At 59.9% G+C, this 24,557-nt stretch carries 27 protein-coding genes; 14 read left to right on the top strand and 13 right to left on the bottom strand.

The window, feature by feature from the left end:
• Positions 1 to 14: 14 nt before the first annotated feature.
• Complete coding sequence (locus JMV15_RS03560; RefSeq protein ID WP_014717468.1) at positions 15 to 629, top strand: NAD(P)-dependent oxidoreductase; 615 nt, start codon at positions 15 to 17, stop codon at positions 627 to 629.
• A gap of 606 nt (positions 630 to 1,235) precedes the next feature.
• On the opposite strand, the gene JMV15_RS03555 is transcribed toward JMV15_RS03560, so the two are convergent.
• The gene (locus JMV15_RS03555; protein ID WP_020301049.1) at positions 1,236 to 2,108 is read right to left on the bottom strand and encodes a LysR substrate-binding domain-containing protein; all 873 of its coding nucleotides are present in this window, start codon (positions 2,106 to 2,108) and stop codon (positions 1,236 to 1,238) included.
• Between the two features lie 111 nt (positions 2,109 to 2,219).
• On the opposite strand from JMV15_RS03555, the gene JMV15_RS03550 reads away from it, so the two are divergent.
• The 3 genes from JMV15_RS03550 (at position 2,220) to JMV15_RS03540 (ending at position 6,285) form a co-directional block, all read left to right on the top strand.
• Positions 2,220 to 3,842 (top strand): 5-guanidino-2-oxopentanoate decarboxylase, encoded by a 1,623-nt coding sequence (locus JMV15_RS03550; RefSeq protein ID WP_020301048.1) that lies wholly within the window; start codon positions 2,220 to 2,222, stop codon positions 3,840 to 3,842.
• Between the two features lie 182 nt (positions 3,843 to 4,024).
• Positions 4,025 to 5,212 carry a cyanate transporter gene (locus tag JMV15_RS03545; RefSeq protein ID WP_038449441.1) on the top strand — a complete coding sequence of 396 codons (1,188 nt, stop codon included), beginning with the start codon at positions 4,025 to 4,027 and terminating at the stop codon, positions 5,210 to 5,212.
• 137 nt (positions 5,213 to 5,349) lie between these two features.
• On the top strand, positions 5,350 to 6,285 hold the full coding sequence (locus JMV15_RS03540) for a LysR family transcriptional regulator (RefSeq protein ID WP_014717464.1): 936 nt from the start codon (positions 5,350 to 5,352) through the stop codon (positions 6,283 to 6,285).
• 20 nt (positions 6,286 to 6,305) lie between these two features.
• Here the strand turns inward: JMV15_RS03540 and JMV15_RS03535 are convergent, their stop codons facing one another.
• From JMV15_RS03535 to JMV15_RS03505, 7 genes are all read right to left on the bottom strand, one after another.
• Positions 6,306 to 6,668, bottom strand: coding sequence for a 5-carboxymethyl-2-hydroxymuconate Delta-isomerase (locus JMV15_RS03535; protein WP_014717463.1), 363 nt, complete (start codon positions 6,666 to 6,668; stop codon positions 6,306 to 6,308).
• A 57-nt stretch (positions 6,669 to 6,725) separates the two neighbouring features.
• Positions 6,726 to 7,649, bottom strand: coding sequence for a LysR substrate-binding domain-containing protein (locus JMV15_RS03530; RefSeq protein WP_014717462.1), 924 nt, complete (start codon positions 7,647 to 7,649; stop codon positions 6,726 to 6,728).
• A gap of 260 nt (positions 7,650 to 7,909) precedes the next feature.
• A complete protein-coding gene (locus JMV15_RS03525; protein WP_019818444.1) occupies positions 7,910 to 9,256 on the bottom strand; it encodes an MFS transporter in 1,347 nt (448 codons plus the stop codon).
• A 79-nt stretch (positions 9,257 to 9,335) separates the two neighbouring features.
• Positions 9,336 to 10,268 carry a BKACE family enzyme gene (locus JMV15_RS03520; RefSeq protein ID WP_019818448.1) on the bottom strand — a complete coding sequence of 311 codons (933 nt, stop codon included), beginning with the start codon at positions 10,266 to 10,268 and terminating at the stop codon, positions 9,336 to 9,338.
• A gap of 67 nt (positions 10,269 to 10,335) precedes the next feature.
• Positions 10,336 to 11,124, bottom strand: coding sequence for an SDR family oxidoreductase (locus JMV15_RS03515; protein ID WP_014717459.1), 789 nt, complete (start codon positions 11,122 to 11,124; stop codon positions 10,336 to 10,338).
• Entirely contained in the window at positions 11,121 to 11,843 is a 723-nt protein-coding gene (locus tag JMV15_RS03510) for a GntR family transcriptional regulator (RefSeq protein WP_014717458.1), read from the bottom strand. The genes JMV15_RS03515 and JMV15_RS03510 overlap by 4 nt, the downstream gene beginning before the upstream one ends.
• A 210-nt stretch (positions 11,844 to 12,053) precedes the next feature.
• Positions 12,054 to 12,200, bottom strand: a complete 147-nt coding sequence (locus JMV15_RS03505) for a hypothetical protein (protein WP_014717457.1) — start codon at positions 12,198 to 12,200, stop codon at positions 12,054 to 12,056.
• 197 nt (positions 12,201 to 12,397) lie between these two features.
• On the opposite strand from JMV15_RS03505, the gene tcuC reads away from it, so the two are divergent.
• Both tcuC and JMV15_RS03495 read left to right on the top strand, forming a co-directional pair.
• Positions 12,398 to 13,705 (top strand): MFS transporter, encoded by a 1,308-nt coding sequence (tcuC, locus tag JMV15_RS03500; RefSeq protein WP_201491272.1) that lies wholly within the window; start codon positions 12,398 to 12,400, stop codon positions 13,703 to 13,705.
• Entirely contained in the window at positions 13,702 to 14,460 is a 759-nt protein-coding gene (locus JMV15_RS03495; protein WP_038449435.1) for a substrate-binding domain-containing protein, read from the top strand. Before tcuC ends, JMV15_RS03495 begins: the two co-directional genes overlap by 4 nt.
• On the opposite strand, the gene JMV15_RS03490 is transcribed toward JMV15_RS03495, so the two are convergent.
• A complete protein-coding gene (locus tag JMV15_RS03490) occupies positions 14,452 to 15,354 on the bottom strand; it encodes a LysR family transcriptional regulator (protein WP_020301045.1) in 903 nt (300 codons plus the stop codon). The genes JMV15_RS03495 and JMV15_RS03490 overlap by 9 nt on opposite strands.
• A 209-nt stretch (positions 15,355 to 15,563) precedes the next feature.
• Here JMV15_RS03490 and JMV15_RS03485 point away from each other — a divergent pair, with 209 nt between their 5' ends.
• The gene (locus JMV15_RS03485; RefSeq protein WP_014717453.1) at positions 15,564 to 15,968 is read left to right on the top strand and encodes a ribbon-helix-helix domain-containing protein; all 405 of its coding nucleotides are present in this window, start codon (positions 15,564 to 15,566) and stop codon (positions 15,966 to 15,968) included.
• Entirely contained in the window at positions 15,965 to 16,318 is a 354-nt protein-coding gene (locus JMV15_RS03480; RefSeq protein WP_014717452.1) for a type II toxin-antitoxin system RelE/ParE family toxin, read from the top strand. Before JMV15_RS03485 ends, JMV15_RS03480 begins: the two co-directional genes overlap by 4 nt.
• A gap of 18 nt (positions 16,319 to 16,336) precedes the next feature.
• Here JMV15_RS03480 and JMV15_RS03475 read toward each other — a convergent pair whose 3' ends face one another.
• From JMV15_RS03475 to JMV15_RS03465, 3 genes are all read right to left on the bottom strand, one after another.
• Positions 16,337 to 17,389, bottom strand: coding sequence for a histone deacetylase family protein (locus JMV15_RS03475; RefSeq protein ID WP_038449432.1), 1,053 nt, complete (start codon positions 17,387 to 17,389; stop codon positions 16,337 to 16,339).
• Between the two features lie 65 nt (positions 17,390 to 17,454).
• Positions 17,455 to 18,687, bottom strand: coding sequence for a Zn-dependent hydrolase (locus JMV15_RS03470; RefSeq protein WP_038449430.1), 1,233 nt, complete (start codon positions 18,685 to 18,687; stop codon positions 17,455 to 17,457).
• A gap of 11 nt (positions 18,688 to 18,698) precedes the next feature.
• On the bottom strand, positions 18,699 to 20,015 hold the full coding sequence (locus JMV15_RS03465; RefSeq protein ID WP_014717449.1) for an MFS transporter: 1,317 nt from the start codon (positions 20,013 to 20,015) through the stop codon (positions 18,699 to 18,701).
• Positions 20,016 to 20,172: 157 nt separating this feature from the next.
• Between JMV15_RS03465 and JMV15_RS03460 the strand changes: the two genes are divergently transcribed.
• The 4 genes from JMV15_RS03460 (at position 20,173) to JMV15_RS03445 (ending at position 23,296) form a co-directional block, all read left to right on the top strand.
• On the top strand, positions 20,173 to 21,114 hold the full coding sequence (locus JMV15_RS03460; RefSeq protein ID WP_014717448.1) for a LysR family transcriptional regulator: 942 nt from the start codon (positions 20,173 to 20,175) through the stop codon (positions 21,112 to 21,114).
• A gap of 106 nt (positions 21,115 to 21,220) precedes the next feature.
• Positions 21,221 to 21,535 carry a type II toxin-antitoxin system RelE/ParE family toxin gene (locus tag JMV15_RS03455; RefSeq protein WP_038449428.1) on the top strand — a complete coding sequence of 105 codons (315 nt, stop codon included), beginning with the start codon at positions 21,221 to 21,223 and terminating at the stop codon, positions 21,533 to 21,535.
• A gap of 2 nt (positions 21,536 to 21,537) precedes the next feature.
• Positions 21,538 to 21,825 (top strand): NadS family protein, encoded by a 288-nt coding sequence (nadS, locus tag JMV15_RS03450; protein WP_014717446.1) that lies wholly within the window; start codon positions 21,538 to 21,540, stop codon positions 21,823 to 21,825.
• A 244-nt stretch (positions 21,826 to 22,069) separates the two neighbouring features.
• Positions 22,070 to 23,296, top strand: coding sequence for an MFS transporter (locus tag JMV15_RS03445; RefSeq protein ID WP_014717445.1), 1,227 nt, complete (start codon positions 22,070 to 22,072; stop codon positions 23,294 to 23,296).
• Between the two features lie 73 nt (positions 23,297 to 23,369).
• Here JMV15_RS03445 and JMV15_RS03440 read toward each other — a convergent pair whose 3' ends face one another.
• The gene (locus tag JMV15_RS03440; protein WP_032903173.1) at positions 23,370 to 23,624 is read right to left on the bottom strand and encodes a DUF6124 family protein; all 255 of its coding nucleotides are present in this window, start codon (positions 23,622 to 23,624) and stop codon (positions 23,370 to 23,372) included.
• A gap of 406 nt (positions 23,625 to 24,030) precedes the next feature.
• Here JMV15_RS03440 and JMV15_RS03435 point away from each other — a divergent pair, with 406 nt between their 5' ends.
• Together JMV15_RS03435 and JMV15_RS03430 are read left to right on the top strand one after the other, a co-directional pair.
• Complete coding sequence (locus JMV15_RS03435) at positions 24,031 to 24,270, top strand: type II toxin-antitoxin system RelB/DinJ family antitoxin (RefSeq protein WP_014717442.1); 240 nt, start codon at positions 24,031 to 24,033, stop codon at positions 24,268 to 24,270.
• The gene (locus JMV15_RS03430) at positions 24,260 to 24,553 is read left to right on the top strand and encodes a type II toxin-antitoxin system RelE family toxin (protein WP_038449426.1); all 294 of its coding nucleotides are present in this window, start codon (positions 24,260 to 24,262) and stop codon (positions 24,551 to 24,553) included. The genes JMV15_RS03435 and JMV15_RS03430 overlap by 11 nt, the downstream gene beginning before the upstream one ends.
• The last annotated feature ends 4 nt before the right edge of the window (positions 24,554 to 24,557 follow it).

Below are 24,557 nucleotides of genomic sequence, written 5' to 3'. Positions count from 1 at the left end.
TGTTGGAGAACATCATGAGCAAGATCGCAATCATTGGTGCCACTGGCCGCGCCGGTAGCCAACTGCTGGAAGAAGCGCTGCGCCGCGGGCATACCGTCATCGCCATCGCCCGCAATACCGACAAGCTGGCTGTGCGTCCTGGCGTTACGGTCAAACAGGTTGATGCCCTGGATGCCGAAGCCTTGCAACACGCCATCAGCGGCAGCGACGTGGTGATCAGCGCGGCGCACTTCGCCACGCTTCCCGCCAGCGCCGTGATCGGCCCGGTGAAAAAGGCTGGTGTGAAACGTTTGTTGGTGGTCGGCGGCGCAGGTTCGCTGTTGTTGCCCGGTGGCGGGCGCGTGATCGACAGCGAAGGGTTCCCGGCTGAATATAAAGCTGAAGCCAGTGCCGGGGCGCAATTCCTGGAAACGCTGCGCCAGGAAAAGGAGCTGGACTGGACCTTCCTGTCGCCATCGGCCCTGTTCGACGGCACCGAGCGCACCGGCAAATTCCGCCTGGGCACGGATGATCTGCTGGTGGACAGTGACGGCAACAGCTCGATCAGTTTTGCGGACTTCGCCATCGCCATGCTGGATGAAGTGGAAACACCGAAGCACTCGCGCCAGCGCTTTACGGTCGGTTACTGACCCAACGCCGTCAACGCTAACCACGATGCGAAGCGAGCCGCTCTTGATCTGCTTTTGATCTGCTTTTGATCTGCTTTTGATCTTGATCTTAGGCGCCCCATTAAACCACGCTGGCCGGAATTCGACAGTGATTTGGGGGGTAAACCGGCAGGGATGCCGGTTTAACCGCCCCGCGCCATGAATGGCGCGTGGCGGCGGCCCCCCAAATCACTGGCGGATTACGGGCACACCGAGCCTAGGCGAGGTGCCGAGTGGTGGGGCAAGAGCCCTTTGGTTACTTTGGGCTGGGCCGGCATTCCGGCTCTTTTCCAAAGTGACCCGCTGTCAGAGCGGAACCCTAAGCGGCCGTTACCGCAGCAATGGATATGTACACAATCCAACTGTGTTGACTGTCAGTCCGCCTTCGCGAGCAAGCCCGCTCCCACAGTTGGATCGTGGGGTGTCTGGTAGATAGGCGTTGGCTTTCAGGCCCTCATCGCAGGCAAGCCAGCTCCCACATCTGGATCGTCGGGGTGTCAGGTAGATAGGTGTCGGCTTTCAGGCCGTCATCGCAGGCAAGCCAGCCACAGTTGGATCGCGGCGAGTCAGGTAGATAGGCGTAGGCTGTCATCCCACACTGGCCTCACTCACCAACCAATCCATCAGCGCGACCAACCCAACCGACGGTTCCTTCCCCGGCGGATACACCAGGAAATACCCCATCCCCGTCGACACCCGCAGTTCAAACGGCATCGCCAACCGCCCCGCCCTCAGATCCTCGCCAATCAACGCACTGTCGCCCATCGCCACCCCGGAGCCCTGGGACGCTACGGTCATTGCCAAGTCCAAGGTTTCGAAGTGGTGCCGTTGGATGGGGTCGCTCAAGCAGGCATTGGCAGCCTTGAGCCACAACGTCCAATCGCGCTCGTCTCGGGTCGGGTGCAACAGTACCTGATGCTGCAAATCCTGCGGCGTACGCAAACTGCCCAGCAACCCAGGCACGCAGACCGGCGTGAGACGCTCGTCGAACAGATGCCGCGCCTCGGCCGACTGCTCGGCGATGGGCCCGTAGATCACCGCCGCGTCAAACGGCTCACGACGAAAGTCGACGTTATAGGCCACCGTCGTGGTGAGCTCCACCGGCACATCCGGGCGTTCTTTTTGCCATTGCAGCAAGCGCGGCAACAACCAGCGCATCACGCAGGTGGACGCTTTGAGCTGCAAGGTGCGGCGCCGGTCACCGATGTGCTCCACCGCGTCAGCGAGCAAGCCAAACACCTGTTGCGCGCATGCCAGCCATTCGCGCCCCTCCTCCGTCAGGCTCAAGCCACGCGCCTGGCGCTGAAACAAGGCATAGCCCAACTGGCTTTCCAACCCGGCCACCTGTCGACTCACCGCGCCCTGGGTAATGTGCAGGTGTTCGGCGGCACGGGTGAAGTTGCAGCACTGGGCTGTGACCCAGAAGGTGTGCAACGCAGGTAACGGTGGGAGGCGTTTCATCGGGGCGCAGCCATGACGGGAGGACATGGCGAGTATGACTTTTTATCGATTGTTGCCGCCACCGGCCAACCGCTCCAATAGCGCTTCGACCCCATCACAAGAGCGACCTGTATGGCGACCTGCGGCGAAGTATTGGTGCACCTCCTGGAACGCTACGGCGTGGACCACGTATTCGGCATTCCCGGCGTACATACCGTGGAGCTGTACCGGGGCTTGGCGCGCTCCAGCATTCGACATGTCACCCCGCGCCACGAACAGGGCGCCGGCTTCATGGCCGACGGTTATGCGCGCACCTCTGGCAAGCCCGGCGTGTGCTTTATCATCACCGGCCCCGGCATGACCAATATCACCACGGCCATGGGCCAGGCCTATGCCGACTCGATCCCGATGCTGGTGATATCCAGCGTGCAGTCACGCAGCCAACTGGGCGGTGGGCGCGGCAAGTTGCATGAGCTGCCGAACCAGAGCGCGCTGGTGGCCGGGGTGGCGGCGTTCTCCCACACCTTGATGTCGGCGGCTGAACTGCCCGCCGTGCTGGCGCGGGCGTTTGCGTTGTTTCAGGCCGGTCGGCCGCGCCCGGTGCATATCGAGATCCCCCTGGATGTGTTGGTGGAAAATGCCGACGCGTTGCTGGGTAGCACGCCTGTCAGCGTCACCCGCGCTGGCGCGGCACCGGCGGCCGTGCAGCAGATGAGCCAGAGGCTGGCTGCGGCCAAGCGCCCGCTGATCCTGGCCGGTGGCGGCGCCATTGACGCAGCCGCCGAACTGACCCGCCTCGCAGAAGCCCTCGGCGCGCCCGTGGCCCTGACCATCAACGCCAAGGGTATGTTGCCGGCCGCGCACCCGCTGCTGATCGGCTCCACGCAAACACTGCCCGCCACCCGTGCCCTGGTGGCTGAGGCTGACGTGGTATTGGCGATCGGCACCGAGTTGGCAGAGACCGACTACGACGTCACCTTCGCCGGTGGTTTCAACATTCCCGGTGCGCTGTTGCGCATCGATATTGACCCGGACCAGACCGTACGCAACTACCCGCCCCAAGTGGCACTAGTGGCCGACGCACGCATCGCCGCCCAGGCCCTGCTCACCGAAATCAACCGCCAGCCGCTGACGCCGCGCACTACCGACTGGGGCACAGCACGCGTCGCCCGTTTATGGGCCGAGCTGGAACCTACGTGGGACGCTGCGACGCGCGTGCAAACCCGGTTTCTCAACGCCGTTCTGGAGGAACTGCCGGGCGTAGTGTTCGTGGGCGACTCCACTCAACCGGTGTACAGCGGCAACCTGACCCTGAACCTCGACCACCCACGCTGCTGGTTCAACGCCTCTACCGGTTACGGCACCCTGGGTTATGCCCTGCCCGCCGCCATGGGGGCCTGGCTCGGGCGCGGCGATGGCCAACCGGTGGTGTGCCTGATCGGCGACGGCGGTTTGCAATTCACCCTGCCGGAACTGGCCAGCGCGGTGGAGGCCCGTACACCGGTGATCGTGCTGTTGTGGAATAACCAGGGTTATGAAGAGATCAAGAAGTACATGGTCAACCGTGACATCGAGCCGGTGGGTGTGGACATCTACACGCCGGACTTTATCGGTGTGGCCAAGGCTCTGGGCTGCGCGGCACAAAGCGTCCATGGCATTGAAGGGTTGCGCACGGCTTTACGTGCCGCCGCTGATCGCCAGGGGCCCACATTGCTTGAAATCGACCAGGCGCGGTGGGAGTTGCCGAGTCTGTAATCCCGCTAAGTTGGGCCTGTGGCGAGGGAGCTTGCTCCCGTGACGGCCTGACAGCCGACGCCCAATGCGCTTTTACCTCACCACTTCGCATCCGCATTTTTTCAATAGCCCCTGCGACTTTCTGATTTGCCCCGCTACACACTCCATGGCCTGATTCGCCCTTGTGCATTCAAGGCAGGCCCATGGAAAACGTTCAGGCAAAATCCACCTGCGCACTATGGCTGATGATCAGCGTGGTGCTCGTCGCCCTCAATTTGCGTCCGTCGATGGCGGCCGTGGGGCCGTTATTGGCGTCGATTCGTGCGGATGTGCCGCTAAGTTTCAGCACCGCCGCCTTACTGACCATGTTGCCAGTCATGGCCATGGGCCTGGCGATGTTCTTTGGCATGGGCCTGGCCAAGCGCGTGGGCGAGCATCGCAGCATTGTGGTGTCGTTGCTGGTGATTGGGCTGGCGACTGTGTCGCGGTTGTTCCTGGATTCGGCACTGGAGCTGATCGCGAGTGCCATTGCGGCCGGTGTCGGCATTGCGCTGATCCAGGCGTTGATGCCGGCGCTGATCAAGTCGCGTTTCAGCGCCAATGTTTCGTTATTCATGGGCCTGTATGTCACCGCGATCATGGGCGGCGCGGCCCTGGCTGCTTCGTTCTCGCCGTTGGTGCAAACCCAGACCGGCAGCTGGCGTATCGGCCTGGCGATCTGGGCACTGCTGGCGTTGTTGGCCCTGGTGTTCTGGTATGCGCAGCGTTCGGCCCTGCCGCCCTTACCCCACGCCGGTTCGGGCCCCCAGGAGGCTTTTTTCAGCAATCGCCGCGCCTGGTTGCTGGCGATCTTTTTTGGCCTCGGCACCGCGTCCTACACCTGTGTGCTGGCATGGCTGGCGCCGTACTACGTCGAGCAGGGTTGGAGTGAACAAAATTCCGGTTTGCTGCTGGGTTTCTTGACTGCCATGGAAGTGATCTCCGGCCTGGTCACACCGGCCATCGCCAACCGCCGCCAGGATAAACGCGGCGTGGTGGCGGTGCTGCTGGTGCTGATCATCCTGGGTTTCTGCGGCCTAATCCTCAGCCCGCAACATTGGAGCCTGTTGTGGCCCTGCCTGCTAGGCCTGGGGATTGGCGGCCTGTTCCCGATGAGCCTGATCCTGTCCCTGGACCACCTCGACAACCCGCGCCGTGCCGGTGGCCTTACCGCGTTTGTGCAGGGCATCGGTTATCTGATCGCCGGCCTGTCGCCGCTGATCGCCGGCATGATCCGCGACCAGTTGGGCAGCTTCGAATGGGCCTGGTGGTCATTGATGGCAGTGAGCGGGCTGATGCTGCTGATCGTCATGCGTTTCAACCCGGCGCATTACGCACGCCATATCCGCTGACGTCGTATTAAAAACATTTTTTGTCCCACCCAAAACATTGAAAGGTCCTACAGCGCTTTCTATTGGTACGAGCGTTCCGTTAACATTTTGCTCAGTCTTGTACTGAGTTCGGTACAAAGGGTTTACGGACGAAACCGATGCTAAACAGTAACTTGCTCAGAAAGCTCGATATGCAGGATTTGATGGTGTTTATCGCCGTCTACGACCAGAGCAGCGTTACCGAGGTGTCTGAAACGCTGTTCGTCAGCCAGTCCACCGTGAGCTATAGCCTGAAGAAGCTGCGCACCAGCTTTGAAGATGAGCTGTTTATCAACACCCGCGCAGGCATGCGTCCTACGTACAAGGCCACCACCATGTACGAGCATGTGCAGAAGATTCTGGAAAGCATCAACCTGTGCCATGCCGGTGGCCAGGCTTTTGATCCGACCCAACAGGCCGTGACCTTCAATGTGTGTGCGCCGGAATATTTCGAGCAGCTGATTCTGCCGCGCCTGTTGAAGCGTTTCGACCATGCCGACCTGCCGGTGATCGTCAACGTGCAGAAGCTGGAAACCGACATCCCCGCCGACGACCTGCGTGAGGGTCGCCTGGACCTGGTGATCTGTTTCGGCCCGCACTTTCACCGCGCTCACAAAGACTTCAAGACCCAGATGCTGTTGGAGGACGACTTGGTCTGCGTGTGCGACCAACGCTCAGCGCCGAGGGAACAGGCGTTCAGCCTGCAGTCCTTCGTTGAGCGGCGCCACGTATTCCCCACACCCTGGACCTCCGACACCAACATGATCGACGGCTGGCTTGCGCGCCAGGCGCGCAAGCGTCAGGTGATTGCACGGGCCAACAGCTACAGCGCGGCATTGAAGATGATTGCCGGCACCGACTTCATCGTCACCCTGCCCCGCCGCGTGCAAAAGTTACTGGCACCGGCGCCGGCATTCGGTGTTTGCGAAGCACCTAACGGTTTGCCGGGGTTCACCCTGGATATGCAGTGGAACGAAACCAGTGGGCAGGACAGCGCCAATACCTGGTTTCGGGAGCAAGTGGTGAAGGTGTGTGCGGATCAGGGCCTTTTGTAATTGGATGGCGATGGTGGAAGTCAGCCGATGGCGATTTTGCTGTAGGAATCGCGATCAATATCCAGCAGCTCGACACTCAGTTGTACCTGCACACCTTCGGGCCACGGGCCCAGGTCCTGAAGCACCGCCAGCAGGCTTTCTGATAGCTGCTTCTTGATCTGCGGTGAACGCCCGCTCAATAACGCCAGACGCACCGCGACAAAACCGCGCTCACCCAGGCCAGTGCCGACCCGAAATCGCTCGACCGCCACCGCACGGCTCTTGATGTCGAACTCGGCGCCGAACTGACCGGAGGCCACCAACGCATGGTTAAGGCGCAACAGGGCCTTGTCGATGTCCAGTTGCGTCAGGTTGGCGGTGTGTTCCAAGTGCAGGTGCGGCATGCTTTTCTCCGAGTTTTTTGTAGGAAGATGCCAAGCTATATACCACGGAAAAACACCTCAAGCCTTGGCCACCAGCCCTCTATCACTCATGAATGCCTCCAGCCGCGAGCGCATCCAGCGCTCCGCCGGGTCGGTGTCGACATGGCTGAGCCACACCATCGACAAATCCAGAGTCGGGGTTTCGAACGGGAACGGCTCGCAGAACAGGTTCCCGCTGGCAGCCATGGCCTGGGCGGTGTAATCGGGCAGGCTGGCGATCATGTCGGTGCCGGCAAGCAAGGCCGGCAACGAGCTGTATTGCGGCACCGAGAGCACTACATGGCGTTTGCGGCCCACCTCGGCCAGCCACTCATCGGCAAACCCGGCGACGTTGGCGGTGTGGGACACCAGCACATGGGGCCGTGCGCAATATTCGTCGAGGGTCAGCGGTGTGTCCGAGGCATCGGCGCGCAGCAGGCACGGGCGGATGTGCCGCAACAGCTTACGCTTGGCATTGGCCGGCAGCCCGCGGGTCTGGGTGATGCCGACGGTAATATCGCCGGAAGCCAACAGGTCCGGAATGCGCCAGTAATCCACATGCTGCACCACAAACACCACCTGCGGCGCCTCCTGGCGCAAGGCGCGCAGCAAGGGTGGCAGCAGGCCGAACTCCACGTCATCGGACAGGCCGATGCGGAAAGTCATGGTGCTGATGGACGGGTCGAAATCATGGGTCAGGCTCAGGGCCGAAGACAGCGAGTCCAGGGCTGGCGACAGGTGCTGGATGATCTCCTCGGCGCGCGCCGTAGGCTCCATGCGATGGCCGACACGAATAAACAGTGGGTCGTTGAACAGGGTACGCAGGCGGTTGAGGGCCGAGCTGATGGTTGGTTGGCCGAGAAACAGCTTCTCCGCCACCCGCGTCACATTGCGCTCGAGCATCAGTGCTTCGAAGACCACCATCAAGTTGATGTCGGCCTTGCGTAATTCATTGCGATTCATCGGCGCCTGCCCCTTTGCCCAAGACAAGCGGCAGTTTAGGAAGGCTGCGGGGCTGCGTCTATGTGCGCACTGTTCAATAAACGGGTTTGGGACTATAAATCAGGTCTTGAAGGTTGCAGGTACCCCCTTGTGCTGGTCATTTTCGCCTTAAGCGTCCTGCTCAGCGGGGCTTTGCTCTGGGCCATCAAATTCATTGTGCACCCCACCGCCAGGACACTGCTGCGCGCATTTGTCGGCTTGTGCCTGGCGGCGGTGCTGGTTTACCTGGTGCTGGCTTCCGGATTCCCCACTTCGTTGCTGGTGTGAGACGCTTCCTGGCCCTGGCGCAGGCGTAAAGCCGACAACGCAGCCACCACCAACACCACGGTAATGACTTTCAAGCCGTTCATGGCATTGCCCGTGCTCATCTCAATGGCGCCCATCACCGACGGCCCGACAAAGCCGCCCAACAACCCGCACGCATTCACAAACCCCAGCCCTCCCGCCAAGGCCACGCCTTTGAGGCGCGAGGCCGGGTAGAGAAACACGATCGACTGCACCACAAAAAACATCACTGCAGACAGGCAAAAACCCAACAGGCTGAACACCGGCCCCGACACCGACGCAATGCCCAGCCCCAATGCCATGGTCAGCAACCCAGTGACCAGCAGCCGGCGGCAACGCCCGGGCGTGGTCGCAAAACGCGGGATCAATACCGCACCCAGTGCCGCCGCGATCCACGGCAACGAGGTCAGCAGGCCGACACTCATGGTGCTCAACTCGCCGTATTTGCTGATGATGCTCGGCAAGAAAAAGATCACGGTGTAGAGGGTGATCTGATGGCAAAAATACACAAAGATCGCCAGCAGGATTTGCGGCGTCAGCCAGTTTTTCAACGCATGGCCGCCCGCCCCCGCACCTTCCTCGGTTTCCTGGGCGATACGCTGTTCAATACCGCGTGCTTCTTCGGCCGACAGCCACGGCGCCTTGCTCGGACGGTCCGGCAACTTGCGCCACACCACCCAGGCAAACGCCACGGCGGGCAGGCCTTCGAGTAGGAACATCCACTGCCAGCCGTGCCAGCCGAGCATACCGTCCATACGCATCAAAGCCGCGCCCACAGGGCCACCGATGATGTTGGCAAAGCACACGCCCAGCAGGAAATACCCGGTGGCGCGCGCCCGCTGTTCGCGGTTGAACCAGTAGGTCAGGTACAGCATGACACCGGGAAATAAACCGGCTTCGGCAATACCCAGCAGCAGGCGCAATACGTAGAACGACGTTTCGCCCTGCACAAACGCCATCGCCGCAGAGATCAGGCCCCAGGTCACCATGATGCGGGCGATCCAGAACCGCGCTCCAACCTTGTGCATGATCAGGTTGCTGGGGATTTCTGACAGTGCATAGGTCAGGAAAAACAGTCCGGCGCCCAACCCGTAGGCGGCGGCAGAAATACCCAGGTCGACGTCCAGGTGATGCTTGGCCAGGGCGATGTTGGTGCGATCCAGAAAGCTCAGAATGTAGGCAATGATCAACAGTGGCATCAACTTGGCAAACATCAGTCTGTTGAGGGCCTGCGGTTCACGGGGTGAACCGGTCTTGACGTGCTTGGGCACTTCGATACGCATGGTGTGATCCCCTTATTGTTGTTGTGCGGGAATGTCGGCCACGTCATGACGCGGCCTTTTTGTCGATAAATAAACGGGATCAGAAATTGACCTGGTCACGCCCCTTGAGCCCGAGGATTTCCCGCGCTTCATCGGGCGTGGCGACGCGGTGGCCGAGAGCCTCGATCACCGTGCGAATGCGCCGTACCTGGTCGGCATTCGAAGCCGCCAGCTTGCCCGGCCCGTCCCACAACGAATCCTCCAGGCCCACCCGTGCGTTGCTGCCCATGGACAGGCCCATGGTCGCCAGCGGGATCTGCCCACGCCCGGCACCGAGGATCGACCACACGTAGTCATCGCCAAACAGGCGGTCGGCAGTGCGCCGCATGTGCGCCAGGTCTTCCGGGTGCCCACCGATGCCGCCACGCAGACCAAACACCGACTGGATAAACAGTGGTGGTTTGAGCAGGCCGCGTTCCAGGAAATGCGCGGCGGTGTAGAGGTGGCCGATGTCGTAGCACTCGATTTCAAAGCGGGTGCGGTTATCGGCACAGGCATTAAGGATGTGGGCAATGTCGCGGAAGGTGTTGCGAAAGATCCGGTCGTCGCTCTCTTCCAGATACGGGCGTTCCCAATCGTGCTGGAACTCGGTAAAGCGGTTAAGCATTTCGTACAGCCCGAAATTCATCGACCCCATGTTCAACGAGGCCAATTCCGGCTTGAACTGCATCACCGGTTGCAGGCGCTCCTCCACGCCCATAGTCGGCGCGCCGCCGGTGGTGATGTTGATCACCACGTCACTGGCCGCCTTGATCTGCGGCAAAAATTCGGCGAACAGCGCCGGGTCCTGGCTAGGGCGCCCATCAATCGGGTCACGGGCATGCAAGTGCACAATGGCCGCGCCAGCTTGGGCGGCGCCGATGGCTGCGTCGGCGATTTGCTGCGCGGTGATGGGCAAATGCGGTGACATCGACGGCGTATGAATGGCGCCGGTAACAGCACAGGTAATGATGACAGGGCGATTTTTGGGCATGACGATTCTCCGACTTTTATTCTTATGAAAAAAATCCTGGGTGCAGCGCGATATGTGCTTGCGTGGCTTACAGGTACTCGACGTTACCGTCGACACTGATCGCCTGGCCGGTCACGTTGCGTGCGGCGGGCGAACAGAGGAACAAGGCCATGGCAGCCACGTCTTCGGCGGTGACCATGCGCTTGAGGGAGATCTTGTTGAGGTATTCCTGGCGCATCTGAGCTTCGGGCACGCCGAGTTGCTCAGCGCGGGCGCGGATCACACCGTCCATGCGCGGGCCTTCGACAATGCCGGGCAGCAAGGCGTTGACGCGGATGTCGCTCTCGCCCAACTCCGAAGCCAAGGATTTCATCAGGCCGACAATGGCCCATTTGGTCGCCGCATAGGGCGTACGCCACGCGTAGCCTAGCCGCCCCGCCACCGAGGCGATATGCAGCAAATGGCCGTGGGACGATTCCTTGAGCAGCGGTACTGCGTGGTGGGCAAAGCGGTATTGGGCCGTGAGATTGATGTTGATGGTGGCTTGCCACTCGGCGTCGCTGATGGTGTCGATACCTCCCGTAGGCCCCGCAATTCCGGCATTGTTGACCAACACGTCCAAACCGCCGAACTGCTCGCGCTGCACCTTGAATACCGCCTCGACCTGCGCGGCATCGCTGACATCGGCGCGGGTCGCGACGCTGCCAGGGTATTTATCCCGAAACGCCGCCAGCGCCGGCTCGCTCACATCACACACATGCACTTGGGCGCCGGCTTCCATATAGGCCGCGGCCAACACTTCACCAATGCCGGCAGCCCCGCCGGAAATCAACACACGTAACCCAGGATAAGGCTGTAGCCGTTGTAGGACACTCATGCACGTTTACCTCCTGATACAGACGACCGCGCACGGTCGTTTTTGACGAGCAAGCGCGCCAGGGAATCGGCGGCCTGCATGATGTCGTCGGTCACCGCTGCCCGCGCGCCGGCGCCATCGCGGGCAGCCAGGGCTTCAACGATGCGCGTATGCGCTTCCATCGAACGTTGCAGGTGGGCTTTATCGGGGGCTACCAGGGCAAAACACGGCCCCATGTGCAGCCAGAAATTCTCCACCGCTGCCATGGTCAATTCGGCCTGGGCCACTGCATAAATGCGACGGTGAAAGGCGAAGTTGGTCCACAGGTAGCGGGATACGTCGACCTCATCGGCGGCGTGTTGCATCTGGTTGCACAGATCGGTGATTTCGTCGAGGTCGTGTTTTTGCAGGAGCAGCACGGCTTTTTCCGCCAGCAAGCCTTCAAGGGCTACCCGCGTGTCGCGAATTTCACGCAAGCGTTCGGCGGTCATCAAACGCACTCGCAGGCGGGAAGTTTCGGTGACTTCAAAGGCGTTTTCGGCGCTCAGGCGTTGCAACGCTTCACGTACCGGCATGGGGCTGGAGCCGAGCGCTTCGGCGAGGCCACGGATGGTGAGTTTCTGGCCAGGCTGGAAACGGCCACTCATCAGCGCTTCTCGGATCTGGCGGTAGACCTGGTCTTGCAAGGTATCGCGGGACACCTGACGCAAGGTGGGCAGGAGGAGCGGACCATCGGTCATGAGGCAAAACCTGTGTTGTGGTTGTTATGGCCTCAATATGTGATCACAAATCAAATATGTCAAATGATTTCCCGCCAATGAGCGTGAGCACATAGACATGTGGGAGGGGGCCTGGCCGCGATGCAGTGGGTCAGTCACATATTGGTTGACTGACACACCGCCATCGCGGGCAAGCCCGCTCCCACAATTTGACCGCGTTTGACCTGTTACTCAGGGTTTGAGCGGACGCTCCTGGTCACGCTCGGAAAGCTCGGTGCCGTCGTCCGGATGCTTCCAGGTTTGCGGCTTTTCTTCTTCAGGCTTCTGCCGATGCTCTTCACGCTCCGGCTCGTGGTGCTGCTTCTGTTCGTTCCCCATAAAGGTCTGCGCCCATAAGAATTGGATACAGCTTCAAGCATAGAACACAGCAGGCTGTTTTGAAGCCGGCCCAGATTGATAGCAAATACGCATCAATTCATCCAAATTAGTCACTTATCATTTCTAAATGTGTCAGCCACTATCCCAAGTCTTAAGCGAAACAAGCACTTTAAAAAGAACGCTGGAGACACAAAACCATGACGACCCCTTCCCGGCCTACGGCTGCCCCCTCCAAAGTAGACGCTGTATTGCGCGTTACTTCGGGCAACTTCCTCGAACAGTTCGACTTCTTTCTGTTCGGTTTCTATGCCACCTATATCGCTGCCGCGTTCTTCCCGGCCGCTAATGAGTTTGCGTCATTAATGATGACCTTCGCCGTGTTCGGCGCTGGCTTCCTGATGCGTCCATTGGGCGCGATCATTCTGGGTGCCTACATCGACGACGTGGGCCGTCGCAAAGGCTTGATCGTGACCTTGTCGATCATGGCCAGCGGTACGCTGCTGATCGTACTGGTGCCCAGTTATCAGACCATCGGCCTATGGGCACCGTTTCTGGTGCTGTTGGGGCGCCTCCTGCAAGGCTTCTCGGCCGGCGCGGAGCTGGGTGGCGTGTCGGTGTACCTGTCCGAAATGGCTACGCCGGGCCGTAAAGGCTTCTACACCAGCTGGCAGTCGGGCAGCCAACAGATCTCCATCGTCGTCGCCGCGGCCCTGGGTTATGGCCTGAACGTGTGGATGGAACCTGCGGTGGTGGCCGATTGGGGCTGGCGTATTCCGTTTGCCGTCGGTTGCGTGATCATTCCGTTTATCTTCGTGTTGCGTCGCAACCTGCAGGAAACCGAAGAGTTCGCCAACCGCAAGCATCGCCCGACCATGCGTGAAGTGATGGCGACCCTGGTGAAGAACTGGACCGTGGTCATCGGCGGCATGCTGATGGTGGCCATGACCACCACCGCGTTCTACCTGATCACTGTGTACGCACCGACCTTCGGCAAAACCGTGTTGCACCTGAGCACCTCGGACGCCCTGCTGGTGACCTTGCTGGTCGCGATTTCGAACTTCTTCTGGCTGCCAATCGGCGGCACGTTAAGCGACCGCTTCGGCCGCAAACCGGTGCTGATTGCCATGACAGTGCTGACTGTCCTTACGGCTTATCCGGCATTGTCCTACGTGGTCAACGCACCAAGCTTTGCGCACATGCTGGAAACCCTGCTGTGGTTCTCGTTCCTGTATGGCATGTATAACGGCGCGATGATCCCGGCGTTGACTGAAATCATGCCGGTGGAAGTGCGTGTGGCGGGTTTCTCCCTGGCCTACAGCCTGGCGACAGCAGTGTTCGGTGGCTTCACGCCAGCGATCTCCACCTGGTTCATTCACATCACCGAAGACAAGGCTTCACCTGCGTATTGGATGATCTTCGCCGCGCTGTGTGCATTGTGTTCGACCCTGGCGTTGTATCGCCGCGCCAATACCCGCGGCCAAGTCATGCAGGAGGCTGCGCAATGAAGCCGCTGTTCAAGACCCTCGCTGCTGTCGTCCTCGGCACCCTGGCGCTATCAGCCCAGGCCGAACAACTCAAGGTCATGACCTCGGGCGGCTTCACCGCCGCGTATAAATTGCTCGGCCCGCAATACGCCGAGCAAAGCGGTGACACCCTCGAGACCATTCTTGGCCCGTCCATGGGCAAGGCGCCGGAAGCGATTCCCAACCGCCTGGCCCGTGGCGAACAGGCCGATGTGGTGATCATGGTCGGCTATGCCCTGGATGAGTTGATCAAACAAGGCAAAGTCGATCCCGCGTCCCGCGTGGAGCTGGCCGACTCGCGGATTGGCCTGGTGGTGAAGGAAGGTGCGGCCAAACCTGTGATCAATACAGACGCCGAGTTGAAGGCCGTGCTGAGCAAAGCCAAATCGGTGGCCTATTCGGATAGCGCCAGCGGCGTTTATGTCGAGAAGGAATTGTTCAAGAAGCTCGGCATGCCGGCCAAGGGCACCATGATCCAACGCGTGCCGGTGGGCGAACAGGTGGCCAAGGGTGATTACGAGGTCGGCTTGCAACAAGTGGCGGAGTTGTTGCCAGTCAAGGGCGTAACGTTTGTGGGCAAGATCCCGGAAGACGTGCAGTCGGTGACGCGCTTTGCCGCGGGCATTCCGGTAAACGCCAAACACCCTGAGCAGGCCAAGGCACTGTTGCAGTTCATGGCATCGCCCGAGGCCCAGCAGGAGGTGCAATCCACCGGCCTGGACTCGGTGTCACGCTGACCGGAACGGCATCTCCCGCACCAGTCGCTCCAACTCCAGCGCCGCCGGTGGCAATGTCCGCCCGCGGCGCTTGATCAAGCCCACATTGCGCAGCACCTGGGGCTCCACCAGCGGCACACTGACCAGAATCGGGTGAGTGTGCGCCGGCATCGCAATCGACGGCACCATCGCTACGCCCAGCCCCGCCTCCACCAGCCCGATCATGGTGGTCACGTGGTGCGTCTCGCAGATACTCGGCTTTTTCACCCGCACCCCACGCAGGGCCTGGTCGAGCAGGAAGCGGTTGCCTGACGTCTTGTCCACCTCGATGTAGTCATGCTCATAGGCCTCGGTCCAGCTCACGCTGTCACGCTCAGCCAACGGGTGGTCACGCCGACACGCCAACACATAGCGCTCCTGCAACAGCAACTCGAATTCCACCTCATCGGCCAGGCTGCCGCTGAAACTCACACCAAAGTCCGCCTCGCCGCTGGCCACCGCATTGCACACCTCGCCGGCACTGGCATCCAACACCCGCAGGCGAATCTTCGGGTACAGCTTATGGAATTCGGAGATCACGTGGGGCATGAAGTAGTACGCGGTAGACGGCACGCAGGCGATGGTGACGTTGCCCATGCGGGTGGACGCGACGTTGCTGATGCCCATCAAGGCGATGTCCAGATCATCGAGCATTCGCTCCACCTGGGGCAAAAACGCACGCCCGACCATGGTCAGGCTGACCCGCCGCGTGGTGCGTTCGAACAGCTTTACATCCAGCGCGGATTCGAGCTTTTCGATACGCCGGCTGAGGGCCGGTTGCGAGATACGGATGGCCTCGGCAGCGCCACGAAAACTGCCCTTGTCCACCACGGCGCGGAAGGCTTGGAGGTCGTTGAGGTCGAAGTTGATGATCACGGGAGGCTGGCCAAGGTGGTCGAGGTGACAAGCATTATCGTATGGGAGCCGGTGGGACGCCATGTATGCCGAGACGGTTTGCCGAGATCATCCTGTTACACATATGAAGTCATACATATCAGCAAGTTATCGGCCGCCTGCGGCCACGCGATCGCCAAAACGGGTCAATACTTGGGGCCTGACCTACACAACTGGAGACGTAGCAACTCATGGAAACCTACCCCTTCTGGATGGACGACGAGTCGCCGGGCATCGGCATCGATCAGTTGCTTCTTGCATCGCGCCAATGGTCGAGTAGGATTGAATCCTACTCAACCCTGGCGGATAACCCCATGCGCTCAACCCAGCAAATGAGCATCACCTTGCCCCTTGAAATGGCTGCCATGGTCAAAGCCAAGGTGGCTGCTGGCGAATATGCCAGCGAAAGTGAAGTGATTCGCGATGGCCTGCGGGCGTTGCTGGCGCGTGATCGTGCCATGGAAGATTGGCTCAGAGACGAAGTCATCCCAGCAGCGACCGCCCTTGAGGCGAAGCCTGAGCTTGGGTTATCGCCAGAACAGGTCCGCGAACATATGGCCGCCAGACGACGGGGCAAAGGCACAGGGCAAGCGTGAGCTACTCGGTAGTTTTTTCGCCCGAGGTCTTGGCGCAGCTCGATGCCCTCGAAGACTACATCAGCGATGTGGGCTCCCCTCTTGTAGCGGTGCGTTTTATCGACAATCTTGTCAGCTACTGCGAAAGCCTTGCCCTGTTTCCCTTGCGCGGCATGCACCGTGACAACCTGCTGAAAGACTTGCGCATCACTCACTATCGTCGCAGCACCATTATTGCGTTCAGGGTGAAGCCTGACTTCAAAACGGTATCGATAGTGGGGGTGTTTTACGGCGGGCAAGACTACACGGCGTTGTTGCATGCAGATGAGAACGAACACCCGACAAGGGCTGAAAAGCCTGCTGAAAACTGATCAGCAGGCTTTTAGCGTTCAATCACCCTTTAGTGAAGGGCCTGATAGCGCGTTCCACGCCGTTGGTGCACCGAAAAACGCCTGGGCATTACTGTCCAACGTTTCCAAGTGATACCCGCCTTCCTGCACGATCACGCAGGGTAACCCCAGCGCGCGGATGCGGGCTCCCAACCGCGCAAAGCCTTCCCGCGTCACCGCGACTTTGCTTTGTGGGTCCAGCTCGTAGATATCGAAGCCCAGTGACAACACCAGCACATCCGCCGAAAAGTCCTTCACCGCTGCCAGGGCCTGCTCCAGCTTTTCGAAGAACACCGCTTCGCTGGCACCATGGGGCATCGGCAGGTTGAGGTTATACCCCTCGCCGGCGCCACCGCCTTTTTCCTCGGCAAAGCCTGCCACGCCAGGATAGAAGTTGGTCGGGTCGCCGTGGATCGACACATACAGCACGTCGTCGCGGTCGTAGAAAATTTCCTGGATGCCTTGGCCGTGATGCATATCGGCATCGAGCACGGCGACACGCTGGAAACCTTGGCGCAGTGCTTGCGCAGCCACGGCCGCATTGTTGATGTAACAGAAGCCACCGGCCGCGTCGAAGCGGGCGTGATGGCCCGGGGGCCGGCACAAGGCGTAGGCGGCAGGGGCGCCATCGAGGATGTCTCCCGCTGCGGCGATGGCGCTTTGGGCTGACCAATAAGCCGAGCGCCAGGTCAACTCACCGATGGGGCAACTGCCATCGGCCAGGTAGCGTGCCGCCTGGGCCAGGATGCCGCGCAAGGCATTGGGTTCACGCACGAAGATGTTGGACATGACTTCGTCGCCCCAGTCTTCGGGGATTTCTTTCCAGCGCTGGTGAGCTTCTTGAAGAAAAGCCAGGTAGTCGCCGCCGTGCACGGCGAGCAACGGATCCAGACCGTAGTCGGCCGGTTGCTGGATATCGAAGCCCAGGGTTTGCGCAGCCAGCAACAGGTTGCGCGCGCGCTCGGGAACCTCCTGGGGCGTGCGCATCTGGCCGCGGGAGTAGTAACTACGTGGGTGATGCAGGAGTTGTTCGGGGTGGAAAAACGCCTTCATGAGTTGCTCCTGAATAAACACAAAACCTGTGGGAGCTGACTTGCCTATGGGCATGGCGTCAGCCTTCAGACATGAACGCGCCCGGCGCGTTTCAAGACGGCGTTGAGCAAGACATCGGTGCCCTGGCGCACATCGTCGGGCAAGACATCTTCGGCTTCGTTGTGGCTGAGGCCGCCAACGCAGGGGATGAAGATCATGGCGGTGGGACAATAGCGCGCCAGGTGAATCGCATCGTGGCCGGCACCGCTGACGATGGTCTGCTGGCTGTAGCCCAAGCCGTCCACCGCAGCCTGCACGCAAGCCACGCATTCGGCGTCGAACGGCGTGGCCGGGCTGATCCAGTGAGGCGTGATGGTGACGCTCAGGCCACGGTGGTCAGCGATAGCCTGCAGGCGTGCACGCACTTGCTGCTCCATGGCGTCGATGTCGGCGTCGCGGTGATGGCGCAGGTCGACGGTAAAATTGAGCAAGCCGGGAATAGTGTTGCGCGACGACTTGGCGATGCTCAGTTCACCCACAGTGGTGAGGCCCTGCGGGGCAAAATCGGCAGCGAGGTTTTCCAGGGCCTGGATCATTTTCGCCGCGCCGTACAGCGCATCTTTACGCAATGGCATCGGCGTGGTCCCGGCGTGCGCGGCCATGCCTTCGACCCGTACATCGAGCCAGCGAATCGCTTGACCACCGGTGACTACGCCGATGCTGTTGGCGTTGTCTTCCAGAATCGGGCCTTGCTCGATATGCGCTTCGAAATACGCATCCACTGCGCCACCCAACGGGCGCTCACCGTTGTAGCCGGTGGTGCGCAACGCCTCGTTCACGCTGATACCGTCTACATCGGCGGTTGCCAGTGCCTTATCCAGGGCGAGCGTGCCGGTGAACACCGCCGAGCCCAGCATCGCTGGCGTGAAACGGGCGCCCTCCTCGTTGGTCCACACTGCAATTTCCAACGGCTTGCGCGTCTGGATGCCGTGGTCGTCGAGACTGCGGATCACTTCCAGGCCAGCCAACACGCCGTACACCCCATCGAAGCGTCCACCTTCGGGCTGGGTATCCAGGTGGCTGCCCATCATCACAGGGGCTGCGTCCTTATCGGTGCCGCCGCGGCGGGCGAACAGGTTGCCAATAGCGTCCACGCTCAACGTCAGGCCAGCGGCTGTACACCAGTGACTGAACAGCTCACGACCGGCCTTGTCTTCAGCGCTCAATGCCAGACGGCAGCTGCCACCGCGTGCCGTCGCGCCGATCTCGGCCATGTCCATCAGGCTATGCCACAGGCGCTCGCCATTAATCTTCAACATTACTGACTCCCTCAACTGTGTGCCATTTCCAGGCGGTGAGCCGTGGCGTGGCGGCGGGACAAGGCCAGCACGCACACCAACGAGACCGCCGCGATCACGCTGTAAAACACTGCCATCGGCCACCATTGGCCCAGGTATTGATGAGCCAGCCAGGTGCCGATCAGCGGCGTCAAACCACCGGCCAACGCGCCGCATACCTGGTAGGCGAGGGAAATCGCGGTGTAGCGCACACGGGTTTCAAACAGGCCGCTGACAAAACCTGCGATGACGGCGTAGAACGACGCCATGCACACCACCGCCAAGGCAATGCCGAGGATGATCAAGGGCGCCTGGCCGCTGCTGACCAAGACGAACATCGGATACGGCGAAGCCATTGCCAGTACACACATGGCGCACAGGAACCGCGTAGCGCCGACCTTCTCCGCCACCCAGGCGGCCAATGGCTGAACGCAGAACTGGATAATGGCAACGAAGAACAGGCATTCCAGGATCAGCGATCGCGGTAGGTCCAATTGCTGAGTGCTGTAGGCAATCATGAAGGTGTTAGTGAAATACACGCCGGCAATCCCCAACGTATTGGCGCCAATGCACAGCAATAGCGGGCGCCAAGCGGTCTTCAGCACTTCGAGGACGGGGGCTTGGTCCTTTTTAATAGCACGGGCCTTTTCCGCTAGGGCCTTGTCTTCAAGGAACTCCGGCGACTCGTTCACACCCAGGCGAATCGCCAGGCCGACCACTAGCAGTAAGGCGCTGGCCAGGAACGGCAGGCGCCAGCCCCAACTGAGCAGGTCTTCTTCCGGCAGACGAGTGACGGCGCTGAACGCCAGCAAGGACAGAATCAAACCGGCCGGGCTGCCCAACTGCGCGAAAGATGCAAAGAAGTTACGTCGCCCCTTTGGCGCATGTTCCCCGGCCATCAACACCGCCCCACCCCACTCGCCGCCGACCGCAATGCCCTGCACCACTCGCAACAGTATCAGCAGCACTGGCGCGGCAGCGCCGATCTGCGCATAGGTCGGTAACAGGCCGATGCACACCGTCACCACGCCCATCATCACGAGGGTAATCACCAGGGACTTCTTGCGCCCGATGCGGTCGCCGATATGGCCAAACACGATGCCGCCCAACGGCCGTGCGAAAAAGCCCACGGCGAAGGTGCCGAAGGCGGCCATGGTGCTGAACAGTTTATCGTCGGAAGGGAAGAACAGCTGACCGAACACCAGCGCGGCGGCGGTGGCATAGATGTAAAAGTCGTACCACTCGATCATGGTGCCGATAAAGGCGGCGGCCGCGGCACGGCGAGGCTGCGGCGAAGCGGAAGGCTTCATGGGGCTGGCTCCTTTGGTTATTTTTTTGGCAGGAGAAGATCAAACCAGTGCGCTCTGGTGGCGCTCGTTAAGCCCGATTTTTCGGCCTGGGGCTATGATTAGTCAATTTTCTATTTATTATCTTAATTATAAAAACTGCTTATTATCGAGCGATGCCATGCCCGAATCCCGCCGCGATATTCACCCCCTGCTCAACGACCGCCTGGACTGGAACCTGCTGCGCACCTTCCGCGTGATCGGCCAGGAACTGAGCATCAGCCGCGCTGCTGCCCGCCTGCATCTGACGCAACCGGCGATCAGCCAGGCGCTCAAGCGCCTGGAAGAACAGCTGGATTGCCAGCTCATCCTGCGCCGTGGCCCGCGCTTCGTACTCACCGAGGCGGGTGAACAGATCTTCGCCATTGCCGGGGAGATGTACGGCCAGGTTTCGCAGATGAGCAACGCCCTGCAAAAGCCGGGTGATGAAGTGATCGGCAAAGTGCGCTTGCTGATGATCAGCCGGATTAATTCCGACACTTTCGATGACTTTCTCGCAGGCTTTCATCGCGAGCACCCACGGGTAGACCTGGAGGTCGAAGTGATGCGCAGCTCCGACATCGTTGCCGCCCTGCTGGAAAAAACCGCGACCCTGGGGCTCAGCCTCAACCGCCGGCCACAACCGCGCCTGGAACAGCATCTGTTTCTGCGTCAGCGTTATGCGTTTTTTTGTGGGAAACACCACCCATTGTTCGGACGCACAGGGTTGGTCGAAGGGGATCTGCAATCGGAAAATTTCGTGAGCTTTACCAGCGACCAGATTGGCGGGATGCTCTCGCCGCTGACTATTTTCCGTGATCAGCAAGGGTTCGGCGGGCGGATTGTGGCGTCGTCATCCAGCCTGGAAGAAGTGCGGCGCCTGGTGATTGCCGGGTATGGCCTGGGATGCCTGCCGGTGCATGTAGTGGCCGAAGATGTGCAGAACGGGCTGCTCTGGCGGCTGCCGCCGGATGAGGGCATTGCGGATGTGGATATTCACGTTCTTTGGAACCGGGAGCAGAAGATGAGTCGGGCGGAGGGGGTGTTTATTGAGTGCCTTTTGGAGCGGTTGGCCAGAACATAATTGGCCGCATCCGAGTGCGCCAAAAAGCAGTTACAACTCACCGGATGCGCACCGAAGCGCGCACGGCTAGGATTGCAGCGAACTAAGCCAATGGCGTACATTAGCGATGATTTTCATTGAGACATCGGTCTTCACACGTCGCGTTAAAGAATTGATCAACGAAGATGCCTACACGGCCTTTCAGAACGTGCTTGTAGCGAATCCCGCTGCAGGCGATGTGATTGAGGGTACGGGCGGTATCCGCAAAATACGAGTAGCAGCCAAGAGCCATGGTAAACGAGGCGGGGCACGTGTGATCTATTACCACTTCGCCTCGGCATCACAGATTGTTTTACTGATGATCTATCCCAAAAATGAACAGCAGGACTTGAGCGCCGACGAACGCAAGTCACTGAAGGCTGCGATTGAGCACTGGAGATAGCTATGAGCCGACTTTTTGATGAATTGATGGAAAGCGTTCAAGAGATGAACGAGATCCTGCGCGGAGAACGGGAGCCATCCCGTGAATTTCATGTCGACTCAATGCGAGTTAAAGAGATCCGTAAGGCAACAGGGCTGACCCAGGCTAAATTCGCAGCGCTGATTGACGTTCAGCTCGGTACGTTGCGCAACTGGGAGCAGGGTCGTCGCGAACCTACTGGGCCGGCAAAGGCGTTGTTGAAAGCTATCCATAACGACCCGGTACATGTACTGAACGCGCTGGCTAGCTAAAATAAAACTCCCCCCCTGCACCTTAAACATCGTCATAACCGGAAAAGCTCGGAGCTGACTCAACTTCGGGCTTTTTCGTTTGTGATGCTGAGTGAGGACTCTTCAAAAACCTCACATCGATAGCACTGATGATTACTATCGAAACGAGCGCCTGCTCGATTGCCAACACTGATTCCTATAATCGCCCCCAGCTTCCCTCTCCTGCGTCTGACCTCAGGCGACTTTCACCTTGGAATCCCACACCATGCCAAGCGCGAGCCAGGCCTCTAACGGCCTTCCCGAACATAATCAACAAAGCGTCAAACAGCAGTGGCTGGCGATTCTTTCGGTCGCCGTGGGTGCCTTTGCCCTGGTGACCAGTGAATTCCTGCCGGTGGGCGTACTCAACGACGTCGCCAGCGACCTGGGTATCAGTGCCGGTCACGCCGGATTGATGGTCACATTACCCGGCATCATGGCCGCCCTCGCCGCGCCGTTTCTGTCGGTCAGCATTGGCGCCATGGACCGTCGCTACCTGCTGATTGGCCTGACACTGGTGATGATCATCGCCAACTCGGTGGTGGCCTTTGCCACCGATTTCAGCCTGCTGCTGTTCGGCCGCGTATTGCTCGGCATCAGCATCGGCGGCTTCTGGGCCACCGCCATTGCCCTCAGCGGGCGGCTGGCGCCCAAAGGCGTGGGGGTTGCGAAAGCCACCTCGATCATCATGATGGGCGTAACCCTGGCCACCGTGTTGGGCGTACCGGTAGGTACATGGCTCAGCGGCCTGATGGGCTGGCGCATGACCTTCCTGGTCACGGCGTTGGTGGGCATTCCGGTACTGCTGGCGCAGATCTTCCTGCTGCCGCGACTCACCCCGGAGAAAGCCATTCAGATCCGTGACCTGCCGGCTTTGTTTATCAACCCACAAGCACGGGTCGGGTTGATCGCCGTGCTGCTGATCGGTCTCGCACACTTTGCCGCATACACCTATGTCGCACCGTTCTTTAAACACAGCTCCGGCTTCGACGGACCGACGATTGGCTCGCTGTTGTTGCTGTATGGCGTGGCTGGGGTGCTGGGCAATATCTTCGCCGGCTTTGCCGCCAACCGCAGCGTACGCAACACCCTGTTGCTGGTCGCACTGATGATCGGCACCAGCACCGCGCTGTTCCCCTACTTCGCCACCGGCATGACCGGCGCGGCGATGCTGATCGCCCTGTGGGGCTTCGCCTTCGGGGCTTTCCCGGCCTGCGCGAGCATCTGGATGTTCGTCGTGGCGCCCAAGGATGTAGAACGCGGCATGCCGCTGTTTGTGGCGCTGTTTCAGGTGATCATTGCCCTGGGCTCGTTCTTTGGCGGGCGGATCGTCGACCAGATGGGCAGCTCGGTGCTGTTGAGCCTGGCCACGGTGTTGGTGGGTTTCGGATTTGCGACCGTGCTGGTGTTGGGACGCAAGGTGAGTAATAGCCTGGTGGCGCAGCCAGCCTGACCGGGTTGTAGGCGCAAAAAAGCCTGCTGAGCATTGAGCTCAGCAGGCTTTTTTCGTTTCAGGGAGCAGGTATTTATTTGGCCGCGGGGAAATCACGCTCGAGGACAGCATCCACCAAGGCTTGCGCGTTCTCGATCAATTGAGCCAGGGCCATGATCACGGGCGACTGCGTGCTGACTGGATCTTCGGCGCATTGGTAGGCGGATTGAAGGGCGGATGAGAGGGTTTCGGTGGCGTTTATAAGGGTTTCTTCGGTGCCGACATCATCGGCTACGCAAAAGATTTTGCGTGCATGCCCTTCGGTAGAATCAGCGGTGATCTTATTCATGATGTAACCCCAGCCAACGCAACCCTGCACGAAAACTGCCGAACCTGCACAACGTAAGCACCTGTTTCGGCAAAGCTTGGTAACCAGAATCTCCACCGGGAACCTTGTGTGCATAAGCCTGCGAGCTAGTCTCAAAAAGTCGCCGCCGTGGCGACATACTGTCAAGGGTGCTGATATGCCAACGAGATATCGCGATGCGGTCACAGGTGAATACGTAACCGAGCAAGAGGCGAAGAAAAGACCAAGGGAAACGGTGAAAGAAACCGATAAAAAGCGCCCGGCAAAGCCGACGGCCAAAAAGTAGGATCAACAGATGAGAGCGACTGCCGTATGTCCAGACAAACTTGCCAATGAAACCCGATTGCTCCAATGTAATGACCAACGTCATTACACAAGGAGCTATCCCTTGGCATCTATCAACATTCGTATCGATGACGACCTGAAAGCTCGCGCCTACCTGGAGCTGGAGAAACTTGGTGTCACCCCTTCCGAACTGATACGCCAGGCGTTGCAATATGTTGCCGAGCGCGGCCAGTTGCCATTTAAGCCTGTGCTGATGACTGAAGAGGATGAAGCCTTGATGGCGACCGTACGTGAGCGTCTTGCATCGCCTCAACGCGTAAGGGTTTCTTTGGATGACCTATAGCCTTGATTTTGATGCGCGTGCATTGAAAGAATGGCAAAAGCTCGGTGACACCCTCCGTCAGCAACTCAAAAAGAAGCTGGTCGAAATCCTGAACAACCCACGTATTGAGGCTAATCGCCTACATCGCCTGCCTGACTGCTACAAGATCAAACTGCGGAGTGGCGGGTACAGGCTGGTGTATCAAGTGATCGATCAGGAAATTACGGTGTTCGTGGTCGCCGTTGATAAACATGAGCGTGATCAGGCTTATCGCAAAGCGTCTGAGCGCCTTGATCAGCGTTAGGCAG

It is taken from the genome of Pseudomonas paracarnis, from assembly GCF_904063055.1.
Classification (GTDB): domain Bacteria; phylum Pseudomonadota; class Gammaproteobacteria; order Pseudomonadales; family Pseudomonadaceae; genus Aquipseudomonas; species Aquipseudomonas paracarnis.
The sequence above is the reverse complement of the archived record's forward strand: the minus strand, read 5'-3'. Positions and strand labels throughout refer to the sequence as shown.

Coding starts and splice junctions, on each gene's coding strand:
- JMV15_RS03560 (WP_014717468.1), top strand. CDS start 15: ATGAGCAAGATCGCAATCATTGGTGCCACTGGCCGCGCCGGTAGCCAA.
- JMV15_RS03555 (WP_020301049.1), bottom strand. CDS start 2,108: ATGAAACGCCTCCCACCGTTACCTGCGTTGCACACCTTCTGGGTCACA.
- JMV15_RS03550 (WP_020301048.1), top strand. CDS start 2,220: ATGGCGACCTGCGGCGAAGTATTGGTGCACCTCCTGGAACGCTACGGC.
- JMV15_RS03545 (WP_038449441.1), top strand. CDS start 4,025: ATGGAAAACGTTCAGGCAAAATCCACCTGCGCACTATGGCTGATGATC.
- JMV15_RS03540 (WP_014717464.1), top strand. CDS start 5,350: ATGCTAAACAGTAACTTGCTCAGAAAGCTCGATATGCAGGATTTGATG.
- JMV15_RS03535 (WP_014717463.1), bottom strand. CDS start 6,668: ATGCCGCACCTGCACTTGGAACACACCGCCAACCTGACGCAACTGGAC.
- JMV15_RS03530 (WP_014717462.1), bottom strand. CDS start 7,649: ATGAATCGCAATGAATTACGCAAGGCCGACATCAACTTGATGGTGGTC.
- JMV15_RS03525 (WP_019818444.1), bottom strand. CDS start 9,256: ATGCGTATCGAAGTGCCCAAGCACGTCAAGACCGGTTCACCCCGTGAA.
- JMV15_RS03520 (WP_019818448.1), bottom strand. CDS start 10,268: ATGCCCAAAAATCGCCCTGTCATCATTACCTGTGCTGTTACCGGCGCC.
- JMV15_RS03515 (WP_014717459.1), bottom strand. CDS start 11,124: ATGAGTGTCCTACAACGGCTACAGCCTTATCCTGGGTTACGTGTGTTG.
- JMV15_RS03510 (WP_014717458.1), bottom strand. CDS start 11,843: ATGACCGATGGTCCGCTCCTCCTGCCCACCTTGCGTCAGGTGTCCCGC.
- JMV15_RS03505 (WP_014717457.1), bottom strand. CDS start 12,200: ATGGGGAACGAACAGAAGCAGCACCACGAGCCGGAGCGTGAAGAGCAT.
- tcuC (WP_201491272.1), top strand. CDS start 12,398: ATGACGACCCCTTCCCGGCCTACGGCTGCCCCCTCCAAAGTAGACGCT.
- JMV15_RS03495 (WP_038449435.1), top strand. CDS start 13,702: ATGAAGCCGCTGTTCAAGACCCTCGCTGCTGTCGTCCTCGGCACCCTG.
- JMV15_RS03485 (WP_014717453.1), top strand. CDS start 15,564: ATGGAAACCTACCCCTTCTGGATGGACGACGAGTCGCCGGGCATCGGC.
- JMV15_RS03475 (WP_038449432.1), bottom strand. CDS start 17,389: ATGAAGGCGTTTTTCCACCCCGAACAACTCCTGCATCACCCACGTAGT.
- JMV15_RS03470 (WP_038449430.1), bottom strand. CDS start 18,687: ATGTTGAAGATTAATGGCGAGCGCCTGTGGCATAGCCTGATGGACATG.
- JMV15_RS03465 (WP_014717449.1), bottom strand. CDS start 20,015: ATGAAGCCTTCCGCTTCGCCGCAGCCTCGCCGTGCCGCGGCCGCCGCC.
- JMV15_RS03460 (WP_014717448.1), top strand. CDS start 20,173: ATGCCCGAATCCCGCCGCGATATTCACCCCCTGCTCAACGACCGCCTG.
- JMV15_RS03455 (WP_038449428.1), top strand. CDS start 21,221: ATGATTTTCATTGAGACATCGGTCTTCACACGTCGCGTTAAAGAATTG.
- nadS (WP_014717446.1), top strand. CDS start 21,538: ATGAGCCGACTTTTTGATGAATTGATGGAAAGCGTTCAAGAGATGAAC.
- JMV15_RS03445 (WP_014717445.1), top strand. CDS start 22,070: ATGCCAAGCGCGAGCCAGGCCTCTAACGGCCTTCCCGAACATAATCAA.
- JMV15_RS03440 (WP_032903173.1), bottom strand. CDS start 23,624: ATGAATAAGATCACCGCTGATTCTACCGAAGGGCATGCACGCAAAATC.
- JMV15_RS03430 (WP_038449426.1), top strand. CDS start 24,260: ATGACCTATAGCCTTGATTTTGATGCGCGTGCATTGAAAGAATGGCAA.